Here is a 22099-nt window from a genome sequence, read left to right on the forward strand (position 1 = left end):
GCGAGGCCGCCGGGCCGGCGCCAAGAACGCCGGCCCGCATTTCAATCGTAACCATCCAGCGTTGCGAATGTCACAAGACCGACATCGCCGATGGTGAAGGGTCGGCCCCATGTTCGGGGGGATTGTACCGTGCGACGCACGGGAAACCGGGGAGTCCCACCTGCGCATGCTGAGCCGCCAGGTCTCAGTACAGTCAGTAAAAAGGGAGTAACGCGCATATGGGTACCGTTATTTCGGTGGGGGCCGGCAGTATTGCGACCGAGTTTCCCGATGGTTCCAAGGGTCCGACCAACGACGCGGGCGTACCGGTAAAGCCGCGTCTTACCGACGATTATGTCGGCGCACCGCCCAGCAATTCGATCTTCACCACGCTGGCCTATGCCCAGTACGGCAATTTCTCCAGCGTCATGCAGGCCGATCCGTTCGGCTTCCAGACCCAGGCGCACGGCCTGAACATCGGCTATTCGGATACGCCGCGCGTCACCGAAACCGGCTATAATTACGACTTCCATGCCGACATCACGCTCGGCCTGGTCGGCATGAACGCCAGCGGCACCAAGCTGGCCGCGGAGTCCGACTGGACCGCGACCGCCGATTGGGATGGCCAGATGCGCGCGACGATGGGCGAAGGCCTGCCCTTCGTCTATGTCACCCGTTCGAGCAGCGCCGATGTCGAGATCGACTTCAGCCAGCAGACCGGGCCGACCCGCGACGTTCCCAACAATCCGCTGAGCTACATGGCCACCGGCCTCAACGGCAGCTTCAACGGCGGCGCGCTCGCGTTCAACTTCCCGGTGGATGCCGGATCCCATGTCGCGGACGGTATCCAGTTCCGCCTCTCCTACGACTTCGACGGCGACGGCAAGGTCGATCGCGTCGAGACCTATGACTGGTACGGCACCGATGCTGCCCAGGGCGACCAGGATTATACCGGCGCCAAGCTGCTCACCGCCACCGGCGCGATGAAGGACATGCACAACGGCTCGGTGAAGGTCGAGCTGTGGCGCGCCAATGGCGAGGACGATGTCTCGGTGCGCACCAACGATGCGGCCAGCTACGTCAAGCTGCCCTTCAGCAACCTGACCGACGCGATCGGCAAGGCCGTCGACGGCGGCGTGCTGTACCTGCAGGGCGGCGCCAAGGCAGGCAGCGATCCCTCGGGCCTCACTGCCACGCCAGCGGGTGCGCCGACCTACGACACCACCCATATCCAGCCGGGCCTGAGCGTGCCGGGCTATGAAGGTCCGGGCCGTGTCTGGTACGCGCAGGACGGCGTGGTCGGCGTGACGATCAACGGCAAGAACTACGGGATCTTCGGCCCGAGCGGCGCGACCTGGACGTTCACCGGTAAGGGCCTGACCTCGAACCTCGACGGTAAGGACTATTATTCGGTGGCGGTGCTGCCGGATGCATCGGTCAGCACGCTGATGGACTTCCGCGCGCACGCCTATGCCTTCGTGACCGACACCAAGTCGTCGTTCGTCGTCGACCAGAACACCGGCAAGCTCACCACCACCTTCACTGCGACCACGCAGATGATGGAGACCGGCCCCGGCCTGTCCGAGAACCCGATGATGGCGCTGTACCGGCACCAGTACATCAACTCGGACGCGCCGCTCAGCAACATCAGCTACGCTTCGCCGCGCGGCGAGATCAAGGTGCTGAAGGACGGCAACACGTTCACGACGACGATGAACATCCAGCCGATCCTGCCGATCCTGCCGTTCGTCGGCACCGAAGCGCAGCGGCAGCAGATCGTCGACATGCTGCACGGCGAGCTCAAGACGTTCCTCACCGCGCAGGGCAACCCGCTGGAAGGTGACACCTATTGGGGATCGCGCCAGAACGCCAAGTTCGGCGATCTTGCGATGCTGGCCCAGATGGTCGGCTATGGCCAGGCCAAGGACGTCTTCGTCGGTGCGATCGAGAAGCAGCTGGAGCGCTGGTTCACTGCCGATGACGGCGACAAGTTCGAGTTCGTCTACGACAAGGAATGGGCGACGCTGATCGGCTATCCGGCCTCGTACGATTCCGACGACAAGCTCAACGACCACCATTTCCATTACGGCTACATCATCAATGCCGCCGCCACGATCGCGCAGCTCGACCCGCAATGGGCACAGCAGGGCAAGTGGGGCGCGATGGTCAACGAGCTGATCAAGGACGCGGCGAACGACGATCGCAACGACCTGACCTACACCTTCCTGCGCAACTTCGATCCCTATGCCGGCCACAGCTGGGCATCGGGCACGGGCAACGGGCAGAACCAGGAATCTGCGTCGGAAGCGTTGGAGTTCGCGAGTGCCGTGGCCCGTTGGGGCGCCGTGACCGGCCAGAAGGATCTCGCCGATCTCGGCACCTACCTTCACACCACCGAAGCGACTGCCTTCCAGCAATATTGGCAGGACGTCGACAATGCGGTGTTCCCGGACGGGGTCGATCGTTCGATCATGGGCATCGTCGGTGCCGACGGCGCGGGCTTCACCAACTTCTTTGATGGCGATCCGGCGCACATCATCGGCATCCAGTACACGCCGATCAACGCCGGCTCGCTGTTCATGGCCGGCTATCCGAAGGAGCTGCTCGAAGAAATCAACGAGATGCATGCGCTCCAGAAGGACGGGCGCGCCAGCGAGTGGATGAACGGATCGCAGATGGCCCTGGCCCTCGCCGATCCGGAAGCCGCCCTCGCCGACTATCTCGCCAACCCGCAATATCAGAGCGGCCAGGGCGAGGAATCGCGCGTCTACACGCTGCAGTGGATCGAAACCCTCGTGCAGCTGGGCACGCCGGACCTCTCGATCACCTCGAACAGCAGCTTCGCGGTGGCATTCAACAAGAACGGCGTGAAGAGCTACACCGCGTTCAATCCTAGCGACAAGGAAACCACAATAACCTTCTCCGACGGCACCAAGCTGACCGTCGGCGCAGGCGACATGGTGACCAAGACCGCGGACGGCCAGCTCCACACCACGGACTTCCAGAGCCAGGACATCCCGCAGCGTCCGGACGGCGTGCCGCTCGACCTGCCGACCGATCCGCCCGAATTCGCGCTCACCACGATCGCGGTCAACGGCGACCTGACGCTGTCGGTCGAAGCCAATACCGGCACTGCCTGGATCACCATCGGCAACGCACAACCGCGGGCGCTGCTGAACGGCGACAAGCGCCAGTCGCTGACGCTCGACGACCACACGAAACTGGCGGGTATCGGCCGTGACGCCGACGGGTCGCTGGTGCTGCTGGCCTCGGTCAATGGCGGCGAGCCCTATTACCCGTTCAAGCTCGACGCCTCGCTGCACATCGGCGGCGGCGGTGCGGCGCTGTACAAGAACGACTGGCAGACGCTGGAACCGATGTACGGCACCGACATCAACGGCGACGGCATCGTCGTGCGCGGCGCGCTGCAGACGGTCGCCCGGAACGGCAGCCTGAAGCTGATCCTCGATACGGGCAGCGGCCTCGCTTATGTGCAGGACGGGGACGGCCGCATGTCGGCCATCTTCCGCGATGCCGACGGCAAGCCCACCGCGCTGGCCCGCAACGGCTGGAGCCTCTCGGCGATCGGCCGCGACCAGGACGGCAACATCCGCGTGCTGGACTCGATGGCCGGCGCGGGCGCCAGCTATGGCTGGAAGCTGGATGCCAAGGGCAACTGGATCGGCGAGACGGTCTACACGCCCCGCAACTTCCAGGACGGCGAGGCGCTGTTCCAGAAGGACCTGAACGGCGACGGGTTGATCCCCGCACCGCTCGCCCAGCTGGTGGCCAAGAATGGCGAGCTGCGCCTGCTCGTCGATCCGGCAACCGGCAATGCGCTGATCCAGCTGGAAGACGGCACCCGCCTCACCATCACCCGCGGCGGGCCGGACGAGGCGGTGAAGCTCGATCGCGGCTCCAAGCTGTTCGCGGTCGGTCGGGACGACCAGGGCCGGCTGCGCGTGCTCGACGGCAACGCCAACGACATGGGGCCGAACTCGCAGCACTGGGCGTGGATCCTCGACAAGACCGGCCACTGGGTCGGCGAGGACGTGTTTGCCGGCACCGATCTGCCCAAGGCGGAGACGATCTTCGGCTCCGACCTGAACGGCGACGGCGTGGTCGGCACCTCGGCGCTGCGCCCGGTGGACCAGCATGGCGGCGCGACGCTGTTCGTCGACCAGTCGACCGGCAAGGCCTCCTTCTCGATCGACGGGTCCAACCCGCTGCAGATCACGCGGGACGGAGCGAATTGGGGCGACGTGCTGCAGCAGCGTGGTGACTGGGGCCTGGCGGCGATCGCGATCGACGACCAGGGCCGCACCCGCGTGCTCGACACCAGCCCGTTCTCGGACATGCGCTACGCCTGGATCCTCGACGCCAATGGCCATTGGTACGGCGAGGAGAGCTTCGACAAGAACAGCGTCGGCGCCGCCGAAAAGCTGTTCTCGGTCGATCTCAACGGCGACGGCGTGATCGGCAGCGCCGCGAAGACGGCCGCCGGGGGCGCTAGCGGCGCATCGTCTTTCTCGGCCGCATCGATGTTCCGTTAATCCCTAGGCCCCAACTACCGGCGTCGCGTGGCGGTTCGTCCCCCACGCGGCGCCCCTTTTCCATTGGTAAGGAACGCATTTCTTGCGCCCATCTCATCGGGCTCGCGCAACCTCGCTGCGCAGGGGTTGCGCGATCGCGCTCGCCTGTGCCGGAGCGCTGCTCCCCACCCACGCGATTGCCCAGACGGTTGCGCCCATCGATGCGGATCGCCCGCAGACGGTGCGGACGCTCGCCGCGGCGATCGCGCTTGCCTATCGCAACAACCCCACGCTCCAGGCGACCCGCTACGATCTGCGCGGCGTCGACGAACGGATCGCCCAGGCCAAGGCCGAGCTGCGGCTGCGCGCCGATGCGCAGGCGACCGCCGGGTATCAGTGGAACATCGAGGGCCGGGTCTCGCGCCGCGAAAACCTGTTCGGCACGCCCTACAGCGCGCAGTCGCAGAGCCAGCTCGGCCTCAGCGTCCAGCAGCCGCTCTACACCGGCGGGCATGCCACCGCCGCCCGGCGCTCGGCCGAGGCGACCGTGAGCGCGGGCGAGCAGCGGCTGCGCGCCACCGAAGGCGACCTGCTGCTCTCGGTCGTCTCCACCTATATGGACATCTACCGCTTCGGTGCCGAGCGCGAGGTGCGTGCCGCCAGCGTGCAGGAACTGCACAAGCTGCTCGACGAGATCGAGGCGCGCCAGGTCGCCGGCGAGCTGACCCGTACCGACATCGCCCAGGCGCGCGGCCAGGTCGCCCAGGCCGAGGCGCAGCTGCTCCAGGCGGAGCAGTCGCTGCGCACTGCCCAGGCCGATTTCCTGTCGGTGGTCGGTGCCGAGCTGGAGACGGCGCCGGTCCCCCCCGCCCTGCCCGGGCTGCCCGCCGACCCCGATCGCGCCTTCTTCCTCGCCTCGCAGCGCAGCCCCGAGCTCGCCTATGCGCGCAACACTGCTCAGGCCTCGCTCCATGACGTCGAGGCGGCACGCGCCACCGGCCGCCCCACCCTTGCCGTGCGCGGCTCTGCCGGGCTCAGCGGGCGGGCGACGCTGCCCTATCGCTTGGCTGACCAGGACAAGGCCTATTCGGGCAGCGTCGTGCTCGCTGTGCCGCTGCTCGGCGGCGGGCTGCGCGCCTCGCAGGTCCGCGAGGCGACCGCCCGCGCCCAGGCCGATCGGCTCCGCATCGAAGCCGCCGAGCGCGAACTGGCGCGCGTGGTGACCGATGCCTGGAACGACATTGCCACCGCCGACCGGATCGGCACGATCAGCGCCGAGCGTCGCGAAGCTGCAGGCACCCAGCTGGAGGGCATGCTGGCCGAATATCGGCTGGGCCTCCGCTCGACCTTCGACCTGCTCTACGCCCAGCAGACGCTGCGCGACGCCGAGGTCGCGGTGCTCGATGCCGAGCGCGACCGCTATGTCAGCCGGGCGACGTTGCTCCGCCGGATCGGCACGCTTGAGGCCGACGACCTCACCAGCGGCGTGCCGCTCCACGATCCCAAGCCCGCCCGCGCCGCGGCCCGCGAAGCCAACCGGCTGCCGCTCGACGACACGGTCGGCGCGCTCGACGCGATCCTGGTGCCCGCCGCGCGGGTCCACGCGCCCGCCCGGCCCGCGCCGGCCGCCGCGCCCGTGCTCAAGCCGGATGCGGCGACGATCACCCCGCAGCCCATCACCCCCAGCCTTCGAAAGCCCAACCCGTGAGCGACGCCTCGAACCGCACCGAGAGCGGCCCCATCATGCTCGCCCAGCTGCTGAGCATGCACCGTATCGCCGCCGACCCCGCCCAGCTGCGGCACGCAATCGGCCACCAGGCGCCGCTCGACGCCACCGACATGCTCCGCCTGATTCGCCGCCAGGAAGGCACCAAGGCGCGCAGCCGCACGGCCAGCTGGGACCAGCTCGCGCGACTGCCGCTGCCGGTGCTCGCCAACGGCCCGGACGGCTGGTTCCTGCTCGGCCGCGTCGCCGGCGATGAGGCACTGATCCAGCGCCCCAGTGAAGGGATCGTGAAGGTCCATCGCGAGGAGATGACGCAGTTCTGGTCGGGCGAGCTGGTGCTGGTCACCACCCGCGAGGCGGTGGGCGCCACCGCCCGCGCCTTCGACTTCAGCTGGTTCGTCCCCCAGGCCGCCAAGTATCGCAAGCTGATCGGCGAGGTGCTGCTGATCACGCTGGTGCTGAATCTGCTGGGCCTCGCCGCGCCTTTGTTCTTCCAGAACATCGTCGACAAGGTGCTGGTGCACAACACGCTCTCTACCCTGACGGTGCTGGCGATCGGCTTCGTCGCGGTCTCGGTATGGGAGACGCTGTTCGGCTGGCTGCGCACCCGGCTCTATTCGGAGACCAGCCAGAAGATCGACGTCGAACTCGGCGCCAAGCTGTTCTGGCACCTGCTGCGGCTGCCGCTCGGCTATTTCGAGGCGCGGCGGGTGGGCGACACCGCGATGCGCGTGCGCCAGCTGGAATCGGTGCGCGAGTTCCTCACCAACGCGTCGCTCTCGGTGCTGGTCGATCCGCTGTTCACCATCGTGTTCCTGGTGGCGATGTTCGTCTATTCGTCATCGCTGTCGATCGTCGCGGTGCTGACCATCCCCGCCTATTTCGCGGTCGCGATCCTCGTCACCGGCCCCTTGCGGGCGCGGGTGAACGACAAGTTCGAGCGCGGCTCGGCGAACAACGCGCTGCTGATCGAAAGCATCGGCGGCATCCAGACGATCAAGGCCGCCGCGGTCGAGCCGCAATGGCAGGACCGTTGGGAGCGCCAGCTCGCCGGCTATTCGCACGCCAGCCAGCGGGTGATCGACCTGGGCAATACCGGCAGCCAGGCGATCCAGCTGATCTCCAAGCTGAGCATGGCCGGTATCCTCTATTTCGGCGCCAAGCAGGTGATAGCGCACGAACTGACCGTCGGTGGACTGGTCGCGTTCAACATGTTCGCCCAGCGCCTGTCCGGGCCGGTGATCCGGATGGCGCAGCTGTGGCAGGACTTCCAGCAGGTGCGCATCTCGGTCGCGCGGCTGGGCGACGTGCTCAACCAGCCGACCGAGCCGGGCGCGGGCAGCCAGGTGGCGCTGCCGGCGCTGCGCGGCGAGGTGCGCTTCGAGAACGTGAAGTTCCGCTATGGCCTGGAAGGGCCGTGGACGCTGGAGGATATCGACCTCACCGTCCTTTCCGGCCAGTCGCTCGGCATCGTCGGCTCTTCGGGATCGGGCAAGTCGACGCTCACCAAGCTGCTCCAGCGGCTCTATGTGCCCGCCGGCGGGCGGGTGCTGATCGACGGCGTCGACATCGCCCAGATTGATCCGGCCTGGCTCCGCCGCCAGATCGGCGTGGTGCTGCAGGAAAACCTGTTATTCAGCCGCAGCGTGCGCGAGAATATCGCCCTCGCCAACCCCGCCCTGCCGCTGGAAAAGGTGATCGCCGCGGCCGAGCTGGCGGGCGCGCACGAATTCATCACCCGCCTGCCCCAGGGCTATGACACGATGATCGAGGAGCGCGGCACCAACCTGTCGGGCGGCCAGCGCCAGCGGCTCGCCATCGCCCGCGCGCTGGTCACCGATCCGCGCATCCTGATCTTCGACGAAGCGACCTCGGCGCTCGACGCCGAAAGCGAGGAAATCATCCAGACCAACCTCAAGGCGATGGCGGAAGGGCGCACGGTGCTGATCATCGCCCACCGCCTCTCCGCGATCCGCCAGTGCGACAGCATCATCACGCTGGAGCGCGGCCACATCGTCGAACGCGGCAGCCACCACGAACTGCTCGCGCTCGACGGCCGCTATGCCGACCTGCACCGCCGCCAAGCGGGCGTGACCCAGGGGTTCGCGGCATGAGCGCGCTCCGCCACTACGCCCATCTCTGGACCGACGCCGTCCGCGCCGAGAAGGCCCGCACCCAGGGCCGCCTCGTCAGCCACGAGCCCGACTTCCTGCCCGCCGCGCTGGAAGTGATCGAGAAGCCGGTCTCTCCCACCGGCCGCGTCACCGCCTGGCTGCTCCTCCTCTGCTTCGCGCTCACGCTCGCCTGGATGACCTTCGGCAAGGTCGACGTGGTCGCCTCGGCCGAGGGCAGCATCGTGCCGGCGGACAGCGTCAAGCTCGTCCAGGCCTCGGAGACCGGCGTGGTCCGCCACATCTTCGTCCATGAAGGCGATGTGGTGCAGAAGGGCCAACCGCTGCTCGACCTCGACCCCACCGTCTCGGGTGCCGAGGAACGCCAGGCCGAACAGGCGCTGGCGACCGCCAGGCTAGACGTGGCCCGCGCGCAGGCCATCGCCGATGCGCTGCGCGGCGGCCCCTTGCGCTTCGCTGCGCCTGAGGGCACCCCGCCCGAGGTGGTCGAGACCCAGCGCCGCCTGATCGCCGCGCAGCTCGCGCAGATCGAGGCGGCGGTGCACGGCTATGGCGCCGCCCGCGCCTCCGCCATGGCCGATGCCAAGGCCGCGGCCGAGCAGGTCCGCAAATATCACGCCACAGCGCCCGTCCTCGATGCCGAGATCGACGCGATGAACGGCCTCGCCGCCAAGGGCTATGCCCCCGGGCTGCGGCTGATGGAGTTGGAGCGCCAGCGCCATTCCGAGGGCGGCGAGCGCAAGGTGGCCGAGGCGCAGCAGGCACGCGCGCTCTCCGAAGCGCGCAAGTTCGGCGACCAGGGCGTCCAGACCCGCGCCGAGGCGCAGCAGCGCGCGCTCGCCGAGCTCGCCAAGGCGCAGGGCGACGCCGTGCTGCGCGCCGAGGAACTGCGCAAGGCACGCGAGAAGTCGCGGCTCCAGCGGCTCTATGCGCCGGTGGCGGGCACGGTACAGCAGCTCGCCGTCCACACCATCGGTGGCGTTGTCGAGCCGGCCAAGCCGCTGATGATCGTGGTGCCCAATGGCGGGCTGACCGTCGAGGCAAAGGTGCTCAATCGCGACGCCGGCTTCGTGCGTCCCCGCCAGCCGGTGGCGGTGAAGCTCCAGGCCTTCCCCTTCACCACCTATGGCACCATCCCCGGCCGCATCCTGACGATCAGCCGCGACGCGGTGCCGGACAAGGACATCGGCCCCTATTTCCTCGCCCGGATCGCGCTGGAGAAATCGAGCATCGACACGGACAAGGGCAAGGTGCCGCTTGGCGCGGGGCTTGCCACCACCAACGACATCTCGATCGGCCGCCGCTCGATCCTGGCGTACCTGGTCCAGCCGATCGAACAAATCCGCCGCGAGGCCGCGCGGGAACAATGACCACCGGCGTGGCCGGGCCTAATGTGTCCATATAATCAAAGTCTCCGCCAATCCCGAGAAAACCCATTGTTAACAACTGACTGCGTGCGAAAATAAGGAAACCCGGCGATCGGTCGATTACGCGCAACAAGAATAGCAGCCTTATTGGAGGCGTGTAGTACCGTATGCTATCTTAGCCGAGCCGCCGGAGTCGGTCGCCGAACCAGTAGCGCTGGACGAAGAGCAAGGTCGCAGACGAACGGATCAACCCGCGCCGGAACACCGGCCTGCGGACGAGGGAGGACGTCGCTGTGACGAATATTTTCCGGATATTGGCATGCGCCGGTGCAGTGGGTGCCGGCATATTGCTGCTCTATTTGGGCATTGCCCGGCATAGCCCTGCTGCGCTTCCCTGGGCGGGAGTGGCGCTTTTCGGCGGCATCACAGGCTTCCTCTTCGGTACCGGCGGCGAGCCTTCGGGCAGCATCGATCCGCCCAAGCTGGGCGGCAAGTTCACCGGCCTGCCCGACTGGCTGACCGTCACCGACATGATCCTGATCGTCCTCGCGCTGATCGCCAGCTTCGTTCTGAAGGGCTGACATCGTGTTCGCCTGGCCGGTGCTGCGGCCCTGGATCCTGTGGATCAGCGCCGCCCTGTTCCTGATGGGCCTGTTCACCCTGTTCGCCGTGGTACTCGGCTGGCCGCCGGTGCCCGAGGACTGTGTCGACACCTATTGCTATTGCGAATATTTCGACGTGCGGGACGTTACCGCAGGCGCCCGCGGCATTCGGCAACCGGTCAACACCTGGTCGAACCTCTATGTGTTCGTCACGGTGCCGATCATCGCCTTCACCCTCTCGCGTGATCGCCATCGCGGCGATGCCGCCAACAGCATGCAGTCGAGCGGGTTCTGGGCCGACCTTTATGTCCTGGTCGCGCTGTTCCTCGGCTTGGGCAGCATGTGGCTGCACGCGTCGGCCGCCAAGCATGTCGCCTGGATGGACGGCATGTCGATGTATGCCTTTGCCGGGTTCCTGCTGTTCTACACGCTCGATCGCATCTTCGTGGCGCATGGCGCGTCGCGCGGCGTGCGCGGAACGATATTGCTGCTCGGCTATCCGCTAGTCGTCATGTTCTTCACGCAGATCGGCGCGCGGGGCGTGAATTCGGAGATCCTGGTCGGGCTGCTGGTCGGCCTGTACGGGCTGCTCGAGCTGTTGCCGCGCAATCTCTACTTCTGGCAATCGAACTGGCGTTACTGGCCGATGAATTTCCTCGGCTTTCGGGACGGCTGGGCGATGACCTTCTGGGGCATTGCCGGCGCAAGCTTCCTCTTCGCGATGACCGCCCGCGCGCTTTCTGCCAAGCCGGGCGACATCTGGTGCAGCCCGCACAGCGCGTTCCAGCCGCACGGGCTGCTCTGGCACAGCTTTTCGGGGGTGATGGCGCTGATGCTGTACTTCTATTGGCGACGGGAAAACCGGAACCAGCCGCCCGCCCCCGCTCCGGCCGCGCCTGCCGCCGAGCGGTGGACATGACGGCGCCGGTCGATAGCTGATGGAGCGGCTTCGCATCCCCTTCTTCCTGCTCGCCTGCTGGCTGCTGCTGCTCGCGCTTCTGATCGAACTCGCCTCGACCTGGGCGATCGCCCGCATGGCGTGCGAACACGCCACCCCCGGCATCGCAATTCGGGCGCTGGCGATCCTTGACGTGCTGCTGTTCCACAGCATCGCGCTGATGGCGCTGCAACTGGTCGCGCCGCGCAATCTGGTCGGTCGCCTGCAGGGACCGGTGACGCTGCTTCTCGCGCTAGCCGGTATCGCCTTCGTCCTTGCGGTGCCCGTGGCGGGCGCCTTCGCCCTGCTTATGCTGATGGTCAGCCTGTTGCTGGCGGTGCCGTTCGGGACGATCGCCTATCTTGCGGCGTGGGGCCATTTCGCGGTGCATGCGGCCGCCGGCACCCTGTTGCTGCTGATGCTGTTTAAGCTGGGGTTCGCGCTCCTGCTGCCGCTGGCGCACCAACGCTTCCTGCAGAACAAGGGGCTGATCTTCATCACCGCCGCCTCGATCGGCCTGACTTGGCTCGTGGGCTTCGTGCAGGCGTTCGTCCCGTCGTTTCTCGCCAGCATTGCCGATGCATTGGTTGCGCTGATCATCGCCATTATCGGCCTGATCTGGCTGATCCTGCTGCTGATCGGATCGCTCATCGCCACGATCAAGGCCATTCGCAGTCTCGCCCCGACCGGGTAGCGTGGAACAGCCGGCGGCTAGCCCTCCGGCTGCGCGACGCTGGATTCACCGCCCAGCGCGTGAAAGCGGATCGTCCCGCCTTGCGGTGCCAGCAACAACATGCCGGCGCCGTCCTTGCGCCCGCACTGCAGCGCACCGTCCGACCCGGCGCGGTGCGCGATCCAGCCTGCCCCGCACGCGGTCGTGGCAGAGGCATCGAGCGGCTGGCCCGGCCGGCACAGGCAGAGCCTCTGATCGCCATGGACAAGCAGCATCGCCGCCCCCGCGCGCCATTCGAACGGCGCCTGCCGCGTCGATCGGCGCGCATCCCCCCGCTGCGCCTCAGGCACGGACGGTACCGCCACCGTCGCGTCGCCAAGCTCCGCCGAAGCGCGCACCGGATGATCGAGGAGATGGGTGCGCGGCGCGAACCGCCGGGTCAGGAAGGCGACCGGGCCGGGCGGATTCGCGCACCAGCCCTGGGCGCGGTCCTGGTCGAGCGTGCCGTCCTTCATCGGCGGGGGCGAACCGCAGCTGCCGCTCGGCTCCTGTGCGGGCGCCTGTTCGGGCGCGAGCATCGCATAGCCTTCGATGATTGCGAAGCTGGCGCCGATCAGCAACAGCAGCAGGCCGAGGATGCGCATCGGGCGCCTAGCGATCGATCGGAGGGCGCCGCCGGGCGGCATCGATACCGAACTTCCGATAGTCGAGGATCGGCGAGAAGGTCTGGATCGGGAACGGCCGGCGCAGGCAGAGGGGGATATTCTCGACGGTTGCAACGGTGAGTTGCACCGGGCTTCCCTTCGCCACCACGGATCCATCGTCGACGCTCTGGCGCACTACCTTTCCGCTGATCTCATCGGTCGGCGTGTTCGACTTGCAGAGCGACAGGTTGAAACGGTCGCCGGCACGGTCTTTTGCCTGGGCTGGCGTAAGCCCCAGGAAGTGCGGAACGGCAACGCCGGGATCGTAGAGGATGTCGACCGTACCCGGCGGATCGCCGGCGGCCGTCGACACGGTGGCGGAAAGAAAGGCCTGTGGGGCCAGCCCGGTTGCGGTGGCATTCGCCCGCGCGCGCGTTTTGTAGCCGATGGCCCCCAGATACCCTTCGGCGTAGCTATAGGGCTTGTCGCGGAAGCGCGCCTCGTCGATCGGCGGCAGTGACGGCGTAGACGTAGGCGTGGATGTGGGCGTTGGCGTCGGCGCCACGGCCGGCGTCCCTCGCAGAAAGCCGGGGCTGACGAACGCGGTGAACAGAAAGACGAGCAGCACCAGAGTGCCGATCCCGATGGCGACGGCCCACCAGGGAAATGCGTTCCCCCCCGCCAGGGGGGCAGCCGCGACGGCGATCGTGCCGATGGGGCTCTCGACATGATCATTGTCGGGGTCGTTGACCGCCACCACCCTAAGCCGGAACTTGTGTTCCCCCGGCGGCGCCCCGGGCGGAACCGCGATCGAGACAGTGACGGTCTGGGTCTCGCCGGGCGCGAAGGGCCGCTCGCGTTCGCCCTCGACCGCGAACCAGTCGCTCTTCGCATCGCCCGTGACCTGCACGGCGAGGCGGGCGGTGACCGGCGCAAGCGCCTTGTTGGTCACCGCATAGACGGCGCTGCCGCGTGCCGGATCGGCGGGCGACGCCCCCGGCTTCAACGTCACCTGGGCCGGACCATCCGGTATCTCGAAGCTCGACATCGCGCCACTCCCCTAAAGCAGGCCGTCTCCCGAAGTCCTCAATTGCACGACACGTAGAAGACGTCGGATACGCTGTCGCCATTGAAGTCACCGACAGCGAGCTGTTCATAGCTCGGCCCCGATGCGACCGGCTGGTAATTGGAATTCGCCGCAGACGAATATTTCCACTGATAGACACCCGGCTGGCTGAGCGAGGTGGCAAGCACGTCGGTCTTGCCGTCGCCGTCAAAATCGCCGAACCGCAGGGTGGAGGTTTCGTCGCCATCGGCGGTCTTGCGCAGGCCGCTATTGAACTGGATCCACCAGGCGAAGGCGCCGGGATACAGCGTCGAGGGGAGCGAGAAGAAGATGTCGCTTTCCCCGTCCCCGTCGAAATCGCCGAAGCGCAGCGCCGGCAGATCGGGCCCGAGGCCCAGCGCGCGGGGGGCGCGACGCCCGCCCGAGAACATCTGCCAGCGGAACTGCCCGGCACCATCGGGCACCGTGGTCAGCACGTCGGTGGTGCCGTCGCCATCAAAATCGGCGAAACCGAGATGCTTGATATCCGGGCCGACCCGCAGGTCCTGCGGCGTTCCGGTTCCGGCGGGCACGAAGCGCCACTGCGTCGTCCCGTCCGGAAGGGGCGTCGTGTAGAAGACGTCCGTCTTGCCGTCGCCGTCGAAATCGCCAAAGCCGAGATCGGCAAGATCGGCGCCGCTGCCCAGCGGGCGGAACGGCTTGGCACCGCCGGGCGAATAGAACCAGCGGAAGCTACCGTCCGACTGGGCGACGCTGGTGAAGACGTCGGTCCTGCCATCGCCGTCGAAATCGCCGAACCGCAGCCGCCGGATCGGTGGCCCGTCGATTAGATCGACGCCGGACTCCCGCGCGCCCGGTGAAAATGCCCAGTGGCAGTCCGCGCTGGGCTGCACCAGCGGCGGCGCTGCCGATGCCACCGGCGTCGGTGTCGGCGGCGCGGGCCTGGGCGTGTCGGAAGGCGTGGGCTTGGGGGCCGCGCCCTTCATCGTCAGCAGCCAGACGCCCAGCCCGACCACGATCGCCAGCGCGACCAGGCCCAGCAGCAGCGTCAGCCAAGGGAAGGGGTCCGGCTTGCCGCCGACTAGCACGATCGCGCCGGCGGGGCTTTCGGCATGGTCATTGTCGGGATCGTTCACCGCCACCGCGCGCAGCCGGAACTTGTAGCGTCCGGACACGGTGCCCTGCGGCACGGCGACCTGAACCTCGACGGTCTGGCTTTCACCGACCCCGAACTGGCGCTCGCTCTCGCCCTTGATCGTGAACCATTCGGGCCGGGCGCCGTCGCTGACCTGCACGCTTACCCGGCCCCTGAGCGACAGCGCCGCCTTGTTCGTCACCGCGTAGACGGCGGTGCCACTTCCCCCCGCGGCAAGCTTCAGCTCGGCGGGGCCGTCAGGAATTTCAAAGCTCGGCATGCTGCTCCTGGTCCTCACTTGGCTCGGCATAGCGGATGGAATAGGTCGCGTGGGCGGGCCGCTCGGCGGCGACGATCCGCGCGACGAGCGTGGCATAGCGGCGCGCTCCCGCCGGCAGCAGCACATGAAGATGGAACGGGCGGATGCGCCCGTCCGCGCCTGCCACCCCGTCCTCCACCTGGATGCCGTCAATCCCCGTCGCGACTGTCAGGAAACGCTCCAGCGTCTGGCGCAGGCCGCGATCGCGCCACAGGCGGGCGGCCTCGGCGACGAGCAGGCGCAGGCGCTCGTTCCCCGTGGCGAAGCTCGCCACACCTGCCCCCGGGCGCCCGCCGGTCCAGTCGAGATACGCGGCCAAGCCGAGCCAGTCGGCGAGCATGAACACGAAGCGCTCTTCGCCGCGCAGCGGGTCGAGCACCGCGTCCAGGCTGTCGAGCCGGGCTTCGGTCGGCATGTGGAGCCCCTCCATCACTGCGAGAAGGGCGGCGAGCGGCGTCCCCGGGCGCAGCGCGACCTGGTAGATTTCGGGCAGGAACCCGGCGATCAGTTCGCGCCGCATCAGCGCCACGCCCCGTCGTCGCTCGCCACGTCGATGCGGTGCGCCCCGGCGCAATAGAGCCAGCCCGGCGGCAGCGGGATACGTTCGGTGAAGCGCGTCGCCGAGGCGAGCAGGAAGCGGTTGCCGCCGTCGATGCTGGCATGCACGCCGAGCGGCCCGCCGCTGAGCACCATCGGCGCTCCACCCGGTTGCGGCGTCGCGGCCAGCGCGCTGACGACATGGAGCAGCCGTTCGGTGTCGCGAATCGGCAGCCCGGCATCGAGCCGTACCCCGGTCCAGGCCGGCTTGCCCGCCATCGCGTCCGTCCACAGGACGCCCGCGCGATTGGAGCCGGCGAACACCATCGCATCGGCAAAGGCGAGGGCCTGGCAGCTGCCGCCCTGCCAGCCGATGTTGAACGGCTGGAACCCGTCCGGATCATTGGCGCCGTCGGCGCGCAATTCGCTGCGATAGGCGCCCTCGCCCTGCTCGCCCGCTTCGGCGGCGACACCCGCCCAGAGAAACGCGCGCGCCTGGGTGTGTTGGACGGCAAGCACGCGGACATCCTTGCCCTTCAGGCCCACCGGCCGGAAAGTCTCCGAAACGCCGCCGGCGGCCGAGAGATAGACGCCGCCTTCCCCGCACGCCGCGACCGCGACGGATACCACCCCCGAGGGCGAGGTGGCGCTGGCGACCGCATAGAAGCCCCTGGTATCGATCGCCTTGTCGACCGACACGGGCACCGGCCCCGCCGTCCCGCGCGGGGCGAACTGGCGGAGCCCCTGCGCGGTTGCGATCAGCAGCATCGGCGCGCCGTCGCGATCGATCCACTCGGCGTCGAACACCTCCGCGTCGAACACCACCGCATTCTGCCGCCAGGTCTCGCCAAGATCATAGGAGACATGAATGGCGGCGCCCTTGGCGCGGATCACCCCCACCGCCAGCACCCCGGCGAGGCTGGCATGGGGCACGACGAAGCGGACGGTCTCGCCCTCGTTCGCCAGCACGCGGGCCCAGCTGTCGGCATCGTCGAGGCTGCGGTACAGCCCCGTCGCGCCGCCCGCGAACCAGCAGCCCGGCTGGTGCGGATCGCGGACCAGTGCCGCCACGTCACGATCGGGCGTCTCGCCGATCTCGAAGCACAGCCGGTCGGCATAACGGACACCGGCCTGACCCATGATCGCCTCGTAGACGTCGGCGGCGCGCAGCGCTGCACCGAACGGCAGCCCGCGCAGCGGCGACAGCAGATCGTTGACGCGCTCGCGCACCGCCTGGCCGATCCGGGCATGATCGGCCTCCTTGCCCACCACCACCCGCACCGAGACCGCAACCGGCCGCACCCGCGCCCAGACCACGGCCGTACGCACGCCGAGCGGACGGCGGAGATCGAGCGCGGAGGCGACGCGCTGGCGCAGTTCCTCGCCGCGATGATCACTTACGACCTCGGCGGTGATCGCGCGATCGGGCAGTACCGCGGGGTCGATCTCGGGGATCAGTTGCACCTCGACCACGCCTGGATCGGCATGGGCCCAGGCCTGCGCCTGCGCATAGGCGCGGGCGCGGGCGACACCGCCGGTGGACAGCGCGACCTGCTCATAATCGCGTTCGGTCACCGCGCAGCGCAGCGACGAAAGTGCCAGCGGGGCGCGGGCCAGCGCCTCCGCCAGCGTCTCCGCATCGGTGCCGCCCGTGGCACGGGCGGCATTGGTCACCGCCACGCCGACGGGGCCGTTCTTGAGCAGCTTCAGCGCGCCCGCCGCCACATTGCCGCTGCGCCCGCCGCCGGTGCGATACCAGGCGCGCAGTTCGCGCCCCGGCGGCGGCAGGGCGGCCACGGCACGCGCGCCCTGCCCGCTCGCATCGATGGCTGGCGCGAACTGCACGCGCCCCTGCGCCCGGTCGAGCCGATACAGCCGGTCGCCGGCCCCGATATCGGCGAAACTGTCGACCTCGCGCCACAGCCGATAGGCCTTGGTGCCGAACGGCATCGTCGCGTCGCCTTCCAGATCTTCCTCCGGCGCGGCTTCGACGCCCAGCAGGAAGTCGGCGCCCATATGGCTGGGCGCGATGACGGGCGCGCGCGACACCGAGAGGGTCTGGCCCGGCTGGCCGCTCGCCACGCCGAGCAATTCGCCCTCGATCAGCGTACAGTCGAGCGCCGGCACGTCGACGCTCGCCTGGCCGGTGTCGAGCGTGGCCGCCTGAGTGGTGACGAACTGCACGCTTCCGTCCGCCGTCGTCACCTGGGTGCCGCGCGGCACCGCGATGGCGGCATCCCCGCCCCCGGTACGCGCGAAGGTGAGCGTCGCCGCCGCCGCGCTGGGCGGCCGCAGTTCCACCCCCGCCAGGTTGAGAAGCGCGATGTAGAGCTTTTCCGGCACCCGGTTGACCCGGTAGAGCATCGCCTCGGTAAGAAAGGCGAACAACTCGAGCAGCGTGCGGCCAGGATCGGCGGGGTTGTGGTCGGTCCATTCGGGGCAGGTCGCGCTCGCCTGCGCAAGCGCCTGGTCGACCAGCTGCTGGTAGGTGCGATCGTCCAGCCGTGGCGAAGGCAGCGGCATCAGTTCGCTCCCTGCAGGTCGATCGGCAGGACGATGCTGTCCAGCCGATCGGTGCGGCGCACGCGATAGTCGAGTTCGATGCGCAGCCGTCCCCCGTCGGCATCCTCGACGCCCGCATCGATGCGGACAATCTCGACTCGCGGCTCCCAGCGGCGAATTGCCTCACGCACATAATGGATCGCGAGCCCGGCCGTCGTCGCATCATTGGGCGCGAACATCAGCCGATCGAGCGGGCACCCATAGTCGGGGCGCATCACCCGCTCCCCCGGCACCGTCGTCAGCAGGATCAGAACCGCCTGGCGGACCGCAGCATGATCATCCACCATCGCCAACGTACCCGTGGGCGTCAGCGTCAGCCCGTCGAACGGCCCGGCGCTGGTGCCGAGCAGGCCGCCCTCGAAGCGGAACCCCCGGATCGGCCGCAGGCTCATGCCGCCGCCTCCACCAGCGTCTGGCCGGGAGCGGTCACCTTATAGGCGACGGTGCCCGGCGGAGAGCCGTCGGTAAGCCCATGCACCGTATCGAGGCACACCGGACGCCCCTCGATCCGCACCAGCGCCGAATAGCCTTCGGCCACCTTGAGCGTGGTCAGGCAAGGGCGCAGGCCGATCACCGGATTGATGTTCGGGCAGCCGGTGATGCGCGGCCCCTCGGGATCGGTCGCCACCAGCACCTCGCGGCCCTGGATGCGCACCAGCGTCTGGGTGAAGCCGATGTCGACATGGCCGACATGGTCGCAAATCATCGTGGCATCGCGGGTCAGCCAGCGCATCGCTCAGGCCCGCTCGAAATCGATCGCGGCGGCGCGCAGCCGCAGCCGCCGCCCCGGCGCCTCGATCACCAGATCGCCGGTGGCGTGGAGCTTCGCGCCATCCGGCCCGAATTCGAAGACGTCGCCGGCCCCCGTTTCGAGCCGGCAGGAGGCATCATGCCCGGACAAGCGAAGCTTCTGGCCGCCCGGCGCCTGGAGCTCATAGGCGCGAGGCACACCGTCCCAGGCGAGCCGCGGATCGGCGTCCCCCGTGGCATATAGACCGCCCAGAATGATGCCGCGCGCGGGATCGCCATCGGGCAGAAGGACGAGCGCGTCGTCCTCCGGTTCGGGCAGCAGCACCGCGCCCTTGCCGGTGCCGGCGCCGAGCGACAGCACCGGCATCCAGCCGCTCTGGACCCCGCCAAAGGCCGGCAGCAGCGCGCGCGCGCGGCCCAGCCGCTGCGGGTCGTCGACATCGGCGATCGTTCCCAGCGTCACCGCCGGAACCCGGGCGCGGGCAGGCACCGGGGGCGGCGCGGTCGACAGTTCGACGACATAGCCCATCGCCGCATCGAAGCGATGCTCGGTCACGGTCGCCACGAATGCGCCGTCGACCTCGTCCGCGATGCCGCGCACCGCCAGCACCCGGCCGGGCAGCAGCGCCGCCGTACCCGCCACCGTCGCCTCGAGCACGAGCTGCGCCGCGACGGCCCGGTCCATGTCCGCCTGAGCGAAGCCGAGCGCCTCGTCCCGATCCGCGCCGATGCGATTGAGAAGGAAACGGGCGCCCAGGTCGGAAAAGGCGCCGCCATCGATATCCCGCAATTCCACCGCGTCCTGCCGGGCAAGCCCGGCCGTCGCCGCGATCGGCGCGAGATCGGCGGGGCTCCAGCCTTGCGCCTCGCTCGATCGGCGCAGCGTTTCCACGCTCGTGGCGGCGCGGGCGGCGAGCAGTTCCGCCCCAACCTCCAGCGGCAGGGCCGGCCGCCCGTCGCCGGCCAGGCTACATGCATCGAGCACGCCGTCCTGCAGCCGGAGATAATAGCCATGGGCGGCGGCGCATTCGGCGATCAGGTCGAAGTCGCTTTGGTCGTGCTGGATGAGGGTCGGCCGCGGCGGCGTGTCGGGCGCTACGAAGGAGGCGGCGCCGACCTCCGCCATCGCCTCGGCCAGCAGGGTCGCGAGCGTCACCTCGCTCAGCGCGCGGGGCCGTTGTCGCTTGCGCAGCCGGTGCAACCGGTCGAAGGCGCGCACGCGCAGGATACGCCCGCCTGCGCCATCGACCTGATGCTCGATGGCCGTGATCTCCCCGTCGAACAACCAGCCCTCGCCGCGCACGCCTATTTCGACGGGGGCGCCGATCGCGATCTCGGCGCGGTGGGCCGGCGCCAGATCCGCCCACAGGATCTCGGCCGCCGTGGGCGCGCCCAGCGCGTGCCGCACGACAAGCGACGTGACCGATGCCGCCATCGGCCCCGCGACCAGCGCGCCGGACAGGCGGAGTTCGGGAAGGCGGCGCAGCACCGGCCCGCTCATAGAAACTGCATCAGTACCGCCGCCGGCGGCAGGGTGAGCGCGCCCCCCTCGGGGATGCGCAGCAGATCGTCGAGACCGTTGAACCGCGCGATCGCGCGGGCATAGGCGGCGTCTCCATAGCGTTCGGCCGCGATCAGATAGAGCCGGTTGAGCAGCATGCCGCCCTCGCCCGCCGCCACCGCGATGGAATCATAGTTCACGATGTTGCGTTCGTCGCGCAGCGGCGTCGCGACCTCGAACTGCGGGCTCGTCGGCTGTGGCACGGCCGGCGACGGCACCCGCTCCTCGACACGGCGCAGGCGCAGGCTCAGCCAGGATCGCCGAGGCGCCCCGTTCGCATCGAACTGCTCCAGTCGCTCCGCCACCGCGGTGATGACGCCGGGCACGTTCCACGCCTTGCCCCAGATGAAGCGCACCATCGGCGGGGCACTGGTGCCGTCTTCGCCGCCGGCATTCTCGCTCAGGTTCCAGAGCGGCCGGGTGAGTTCGCGCACGTCGCGGCTGCCCAGTGACGGCGCCTGGTCTGCCGCGCGCACGCTGCGCGCCTCCTCCGCCAAGTCGACGTCGAACAGCAGGTACAGGTCATATTCGGTGGCGCCGCCGCCGGTGGCGATCAGCGGATCGTCGGTGCGGGCTCCACCCAGCACGACACCACCCGCGCCGGCACGCCGCCGCAAGCCTGCGGTGCGCCGCATCTCCAGGCTCTCCGGGTTGAGCAGCGCGGAGAAGCGATCCCCGGTCGCCTCGATGACGAACGTCACGCGCTCCATCGGTTGCTCCCCTGTTCGGCGGCGAGATCACTCGCCGGGCGCCACGGCAGCGCCGTAGTTTCGGGATCGGCATCAGGGAGCGACGGCCAGCGGGCGTCCATCGATCGCGGGCGATGCGACGGCGCGACGCCGGGGCGATCCGGCACGTCGAAGGCCATCTCAGCATGGCCGTTTGCGTGCCCGTCACGCGGGAAGCGCGGGTCCGCTCGCGGGCGGTGCGGCAGTTCCGGCCAGACCGGCAACGCGACGGGCGGCGGCGAGATGGGATCAGGCCCGTCCGACCCGGCGTCTACGCGCGCCGCCGGCGGCAGGGGCCAGCGATCAGCCGGTCGCGAACGCACCGTCCGGGCGCCGTCCTCGCGGCGCGGCGCGGGTACGCGCGAAGGTTGAAGCGCCGCGTCGCCCCAGGCGGTTGCGGGTGGCGGCGGGCGGCGATGCGTCGCCGGGAAGCGGGGCGCGAACCGCGGCTTCCGCCTCTGCTCGGGCGCCGAAGCGCGCGACGGCAGATTGCGGCGCGGGAAGAGCCAGCGCAGCGGCGCCGGCCGAGACAACCGCGGTCGGCGCGCGCGCTCCCCAACGGGCCCGATCGCGGGCGGCTGTGCGGCCTCGTCGACCGGCCCCTCCTCCAGACCATAGGCCGCGTCCCCCTCGAACGCCGTTTCCGGCGCGGCGAGGTGCGGCGCCCGCTCGGCAAGGGTCTGCAGCCAGTGATCCGGGGCATCAGGATAACGGCGACGCAGCGCCAGCATCGTCCGTTCGGACGTCGCACGCCGCCCGCCTGCGCGATCCAGCCTGTCGGCCAGGAACCGCATCAGCGCGGCCAGTGCCGCCAGCACGCTGCCCAGCACGCGCCCCATCTGGTCCATC

17 protein-coding genes are annotated in these 22099 nt (G+C 69.0%); 7 read left to right on the forward strand and 10 right to left on the reverse strand.

What is annotated here, in order from left to right:
- Positions 1–218: 218 nt before the first annotated feature.
- The 7 genes from ABIC35_RS07970 (at position 219) to ABIC35_RS08000 (ending at position 11969) form a co-directional block, all read left to right on the forward strand.
- Complete coding sequence (locus ABIC35_RS07970; protein ID WP_121075517.1) at positions 219–4532, forward strand: glycosyl hydrolase; 4314 nt, start codon at positions 219–221, stop codon at positions 4530–4532.
- Between the two features lie 82 nt (positions 4533–4614).
- Positions 4615–6219: a TolC family protein gene (locus ABIC35_RS07975; RefSeq protein WP_121075514.1), complete on the forward strand. Its 1605-nt coding sequence runs from the start codon at positions 4615–4617 to the stop codon at positions 6217–6219.
- Entirely contained in the window at positions 6216–8351 is a 2136-nt protein-coding gene (locus ABIC35_RS07980) for a type I secretion system permease/ATPase (RefSeq protein WP_354278394.1), read from the forward strand. Before ABIC35_RS07975 ends, ABIC35_RS07980 begins: the two co-directional genes overlap by 4 nt.
- Complete coding sequence (locus tag ABIC35_RS07985) at positions 8348–9739, forward strand: HlyD family type I secretion periplasmic adaptor subunit (RefSeq protein ID WP_121075511.1); 1392 nt, start codon at positions 8348–8350, stop codon at positions 9737–9739. The genes ABIC35_RS07980 and ABIC35_RS07985 overlap by 4 nt, the downstream gene beginning before the upstream one ends.
- 290 nt (positions 9740–10029) lie before the next feature.
- On the forward strand, positions 10030–10317 hold the full coding sequence (locus tag ABIC35_RS07990) for a hypothetical protein (RefSeq protein WP_147425846.1): 288 nt from the start codon (positions 10030–10032) through the stop codon (positions 10315–10317).
- A 4-nt stretch (positions 10318–10321) separates the two neighbouring features.
- Complete coding sequence (locus tag ABIC35_RS07995) at positions 10322–11257, forward strand: hypothetical protein (RefSeq protein ID WP_121075508.1); 936 nt, start codon at positions 10322–10324, stop codon at positions 11255–11257.
- A 19-nt stretch (positions 11258–11276) separates the two neighbouring features.
- Positions 11277–11969: a hypothetical protein gene (locus ABIC35_RS08000; RefSeq protein ID WP_121075505.1), complete on the forward strand. Its 693-nt coding sequence runs from the start codon at positions 11277–11279 to the stop codon at positions 11967–11969.
- A 17-nt stretch (positions 11970–11986) separates the two neighbouring features.
- Here ABIC35_RS08000 and ABIC35_RS08005 read toward each other — a convergent pair whose 3' ends face one another.
- The 10 genes from ABIC35_RS08005 to ABIC35_RS08050 are packed head-to-tail and all read right to left on the reverse strand — an operon-like array spanning position 11987 to position 22098.
- Positions 11987–12592 carry a hypothetical protein gene (locus tag ABIC35_RS08005; protein WP_147425845.1) on the reverse strand — a complete coding sequence of 202 codons (606 nt, stop codon included), beginning with the start codon at positions 12590–12592 and terminating at the stop codon, positions 11987–11989.
- Positions 12593–12599: 7 nt separating this feature from the next.
- On the reverse strand, positions 12600–13640 hold the full coding sequence (locus ABIC35_RS08010; protein ID WP_121075499.1) for a PASTA domain-containing protein: 1041 nt from the start codon (positions 13638–13640) through the stop codon (positions 12600–12602).
- Positions 13641–13678: 38 nt separating this feature from the next.
- Positions 13679–15073, reverse strand: coding sequence for an FG-GAP-like repeat-containing protein (locus ABIC35_RS08015; RefSeq protein ID WP_183049345.1), 1395 nt, complete (start codon positions 15071–15073; stop codon positions 13679–13681).
- Positions 15060–15632: a hypothetical protein gene (locus ABIC35_RS08020; protein ID WP_121079235.1), complete on the reverse strand. Its 573-nt coding sequence runs from the start codon at positions 15630–15632 to the stop codon at positions 15060–15062. The genes ABIC35_RS08015 and ABIC35_RS08020 overlap by 14 nt, the downstream gene beginning before the upstream one ends.
- On the reverse strand, positions 15632–18172 hold the full coding sequence (locus tag ABIC35_RS08025) for a baseplate J/gp47 family protein (protein ID WP_121075494.1): 2541 nt from the start codon (positions 18170–18172) through the stop codon (positions 15632–15634). The genes ABIC35_RS08020 and ABIC35_RS08025 overlap by 1 nt, the downstream gene beginning before the upstream one ends.
- Positions 18172–18603, reverse strand: a complete 432-nt coding sequence (locus tag ABIC35_RS08030) for a GPW/gp25 family protein (protein ID WP_121075491.1) — start codon at positions 18601–18603, stop codon at positions 18172–18174. Before ABIC35_RS08030 ends, ABIC35_RS08025 begins: the two co-directional genes overlap by 1 nt.
- Entirely contained in the window at positions 18600–18944 is a 345-nt protein-coding gene (locus ABIC35_RS08035) for a hypothetical protein (RefSeq protein ID WP_121075487.1), read from the reverse strand. Before ABIC35_RS08035 ends, ABIC35_RS08030 begins: the two co-directional genes overlap by 4 nt.
- A 3-nt stretch (positions 18945–18947) precedes the next feature.
- Positions 18948–20462: a phage baseplate assembly protein V gene (locus ABIC35_RS08040; protein WP_121075484.1), complete on the reverse strand. Its 1515-nt coding sequence runs from the start codon at positions 20460–20462 to the stop codon at positions 18948–18950.
- Positions 20459–21232: a CIS tube protein gene (locus ABIC35_RS08045; RefSeq protein WP_121075481.1), complete on the reverse strand. Its 774-nt coding sequence runs from the start codon at positions 21230–21232 to the stop codon at positions 20459–20461. The genes ABIC35_RS08040 and ABIC35_RS08045 overlap by 4 nt, the downstream gene beginning before the upstream one ends.
- Positions 21220–22098 (reverse strand): hypothetical protein, encoded by an 879-nt coding sequence (locus tag ABIC35_RS08050; RefSeq protein ID WP_121075478.1) that lies wholly within the window; start codon positions 22096–22098, stop codon positions 21220–21222. The genes ABIC35_RS08045 and ABIC35_RS08050 overlap by 13 nt, the downstream gene beginning before the upstream one ends.
- Position 22099 lies beyond the last annotated feature (1 nt).

The organism is Sphingomonas trueperi (genome assembly GCF_040545965.1).
Classification (GTDB): domain Bacteria; phylum Pseudomonadota; class Alphaproteobacteria; order Sphingomonadales; family Sphingomonadaceae; genus Sphingomonas; species Sphingomonas trueperi_C.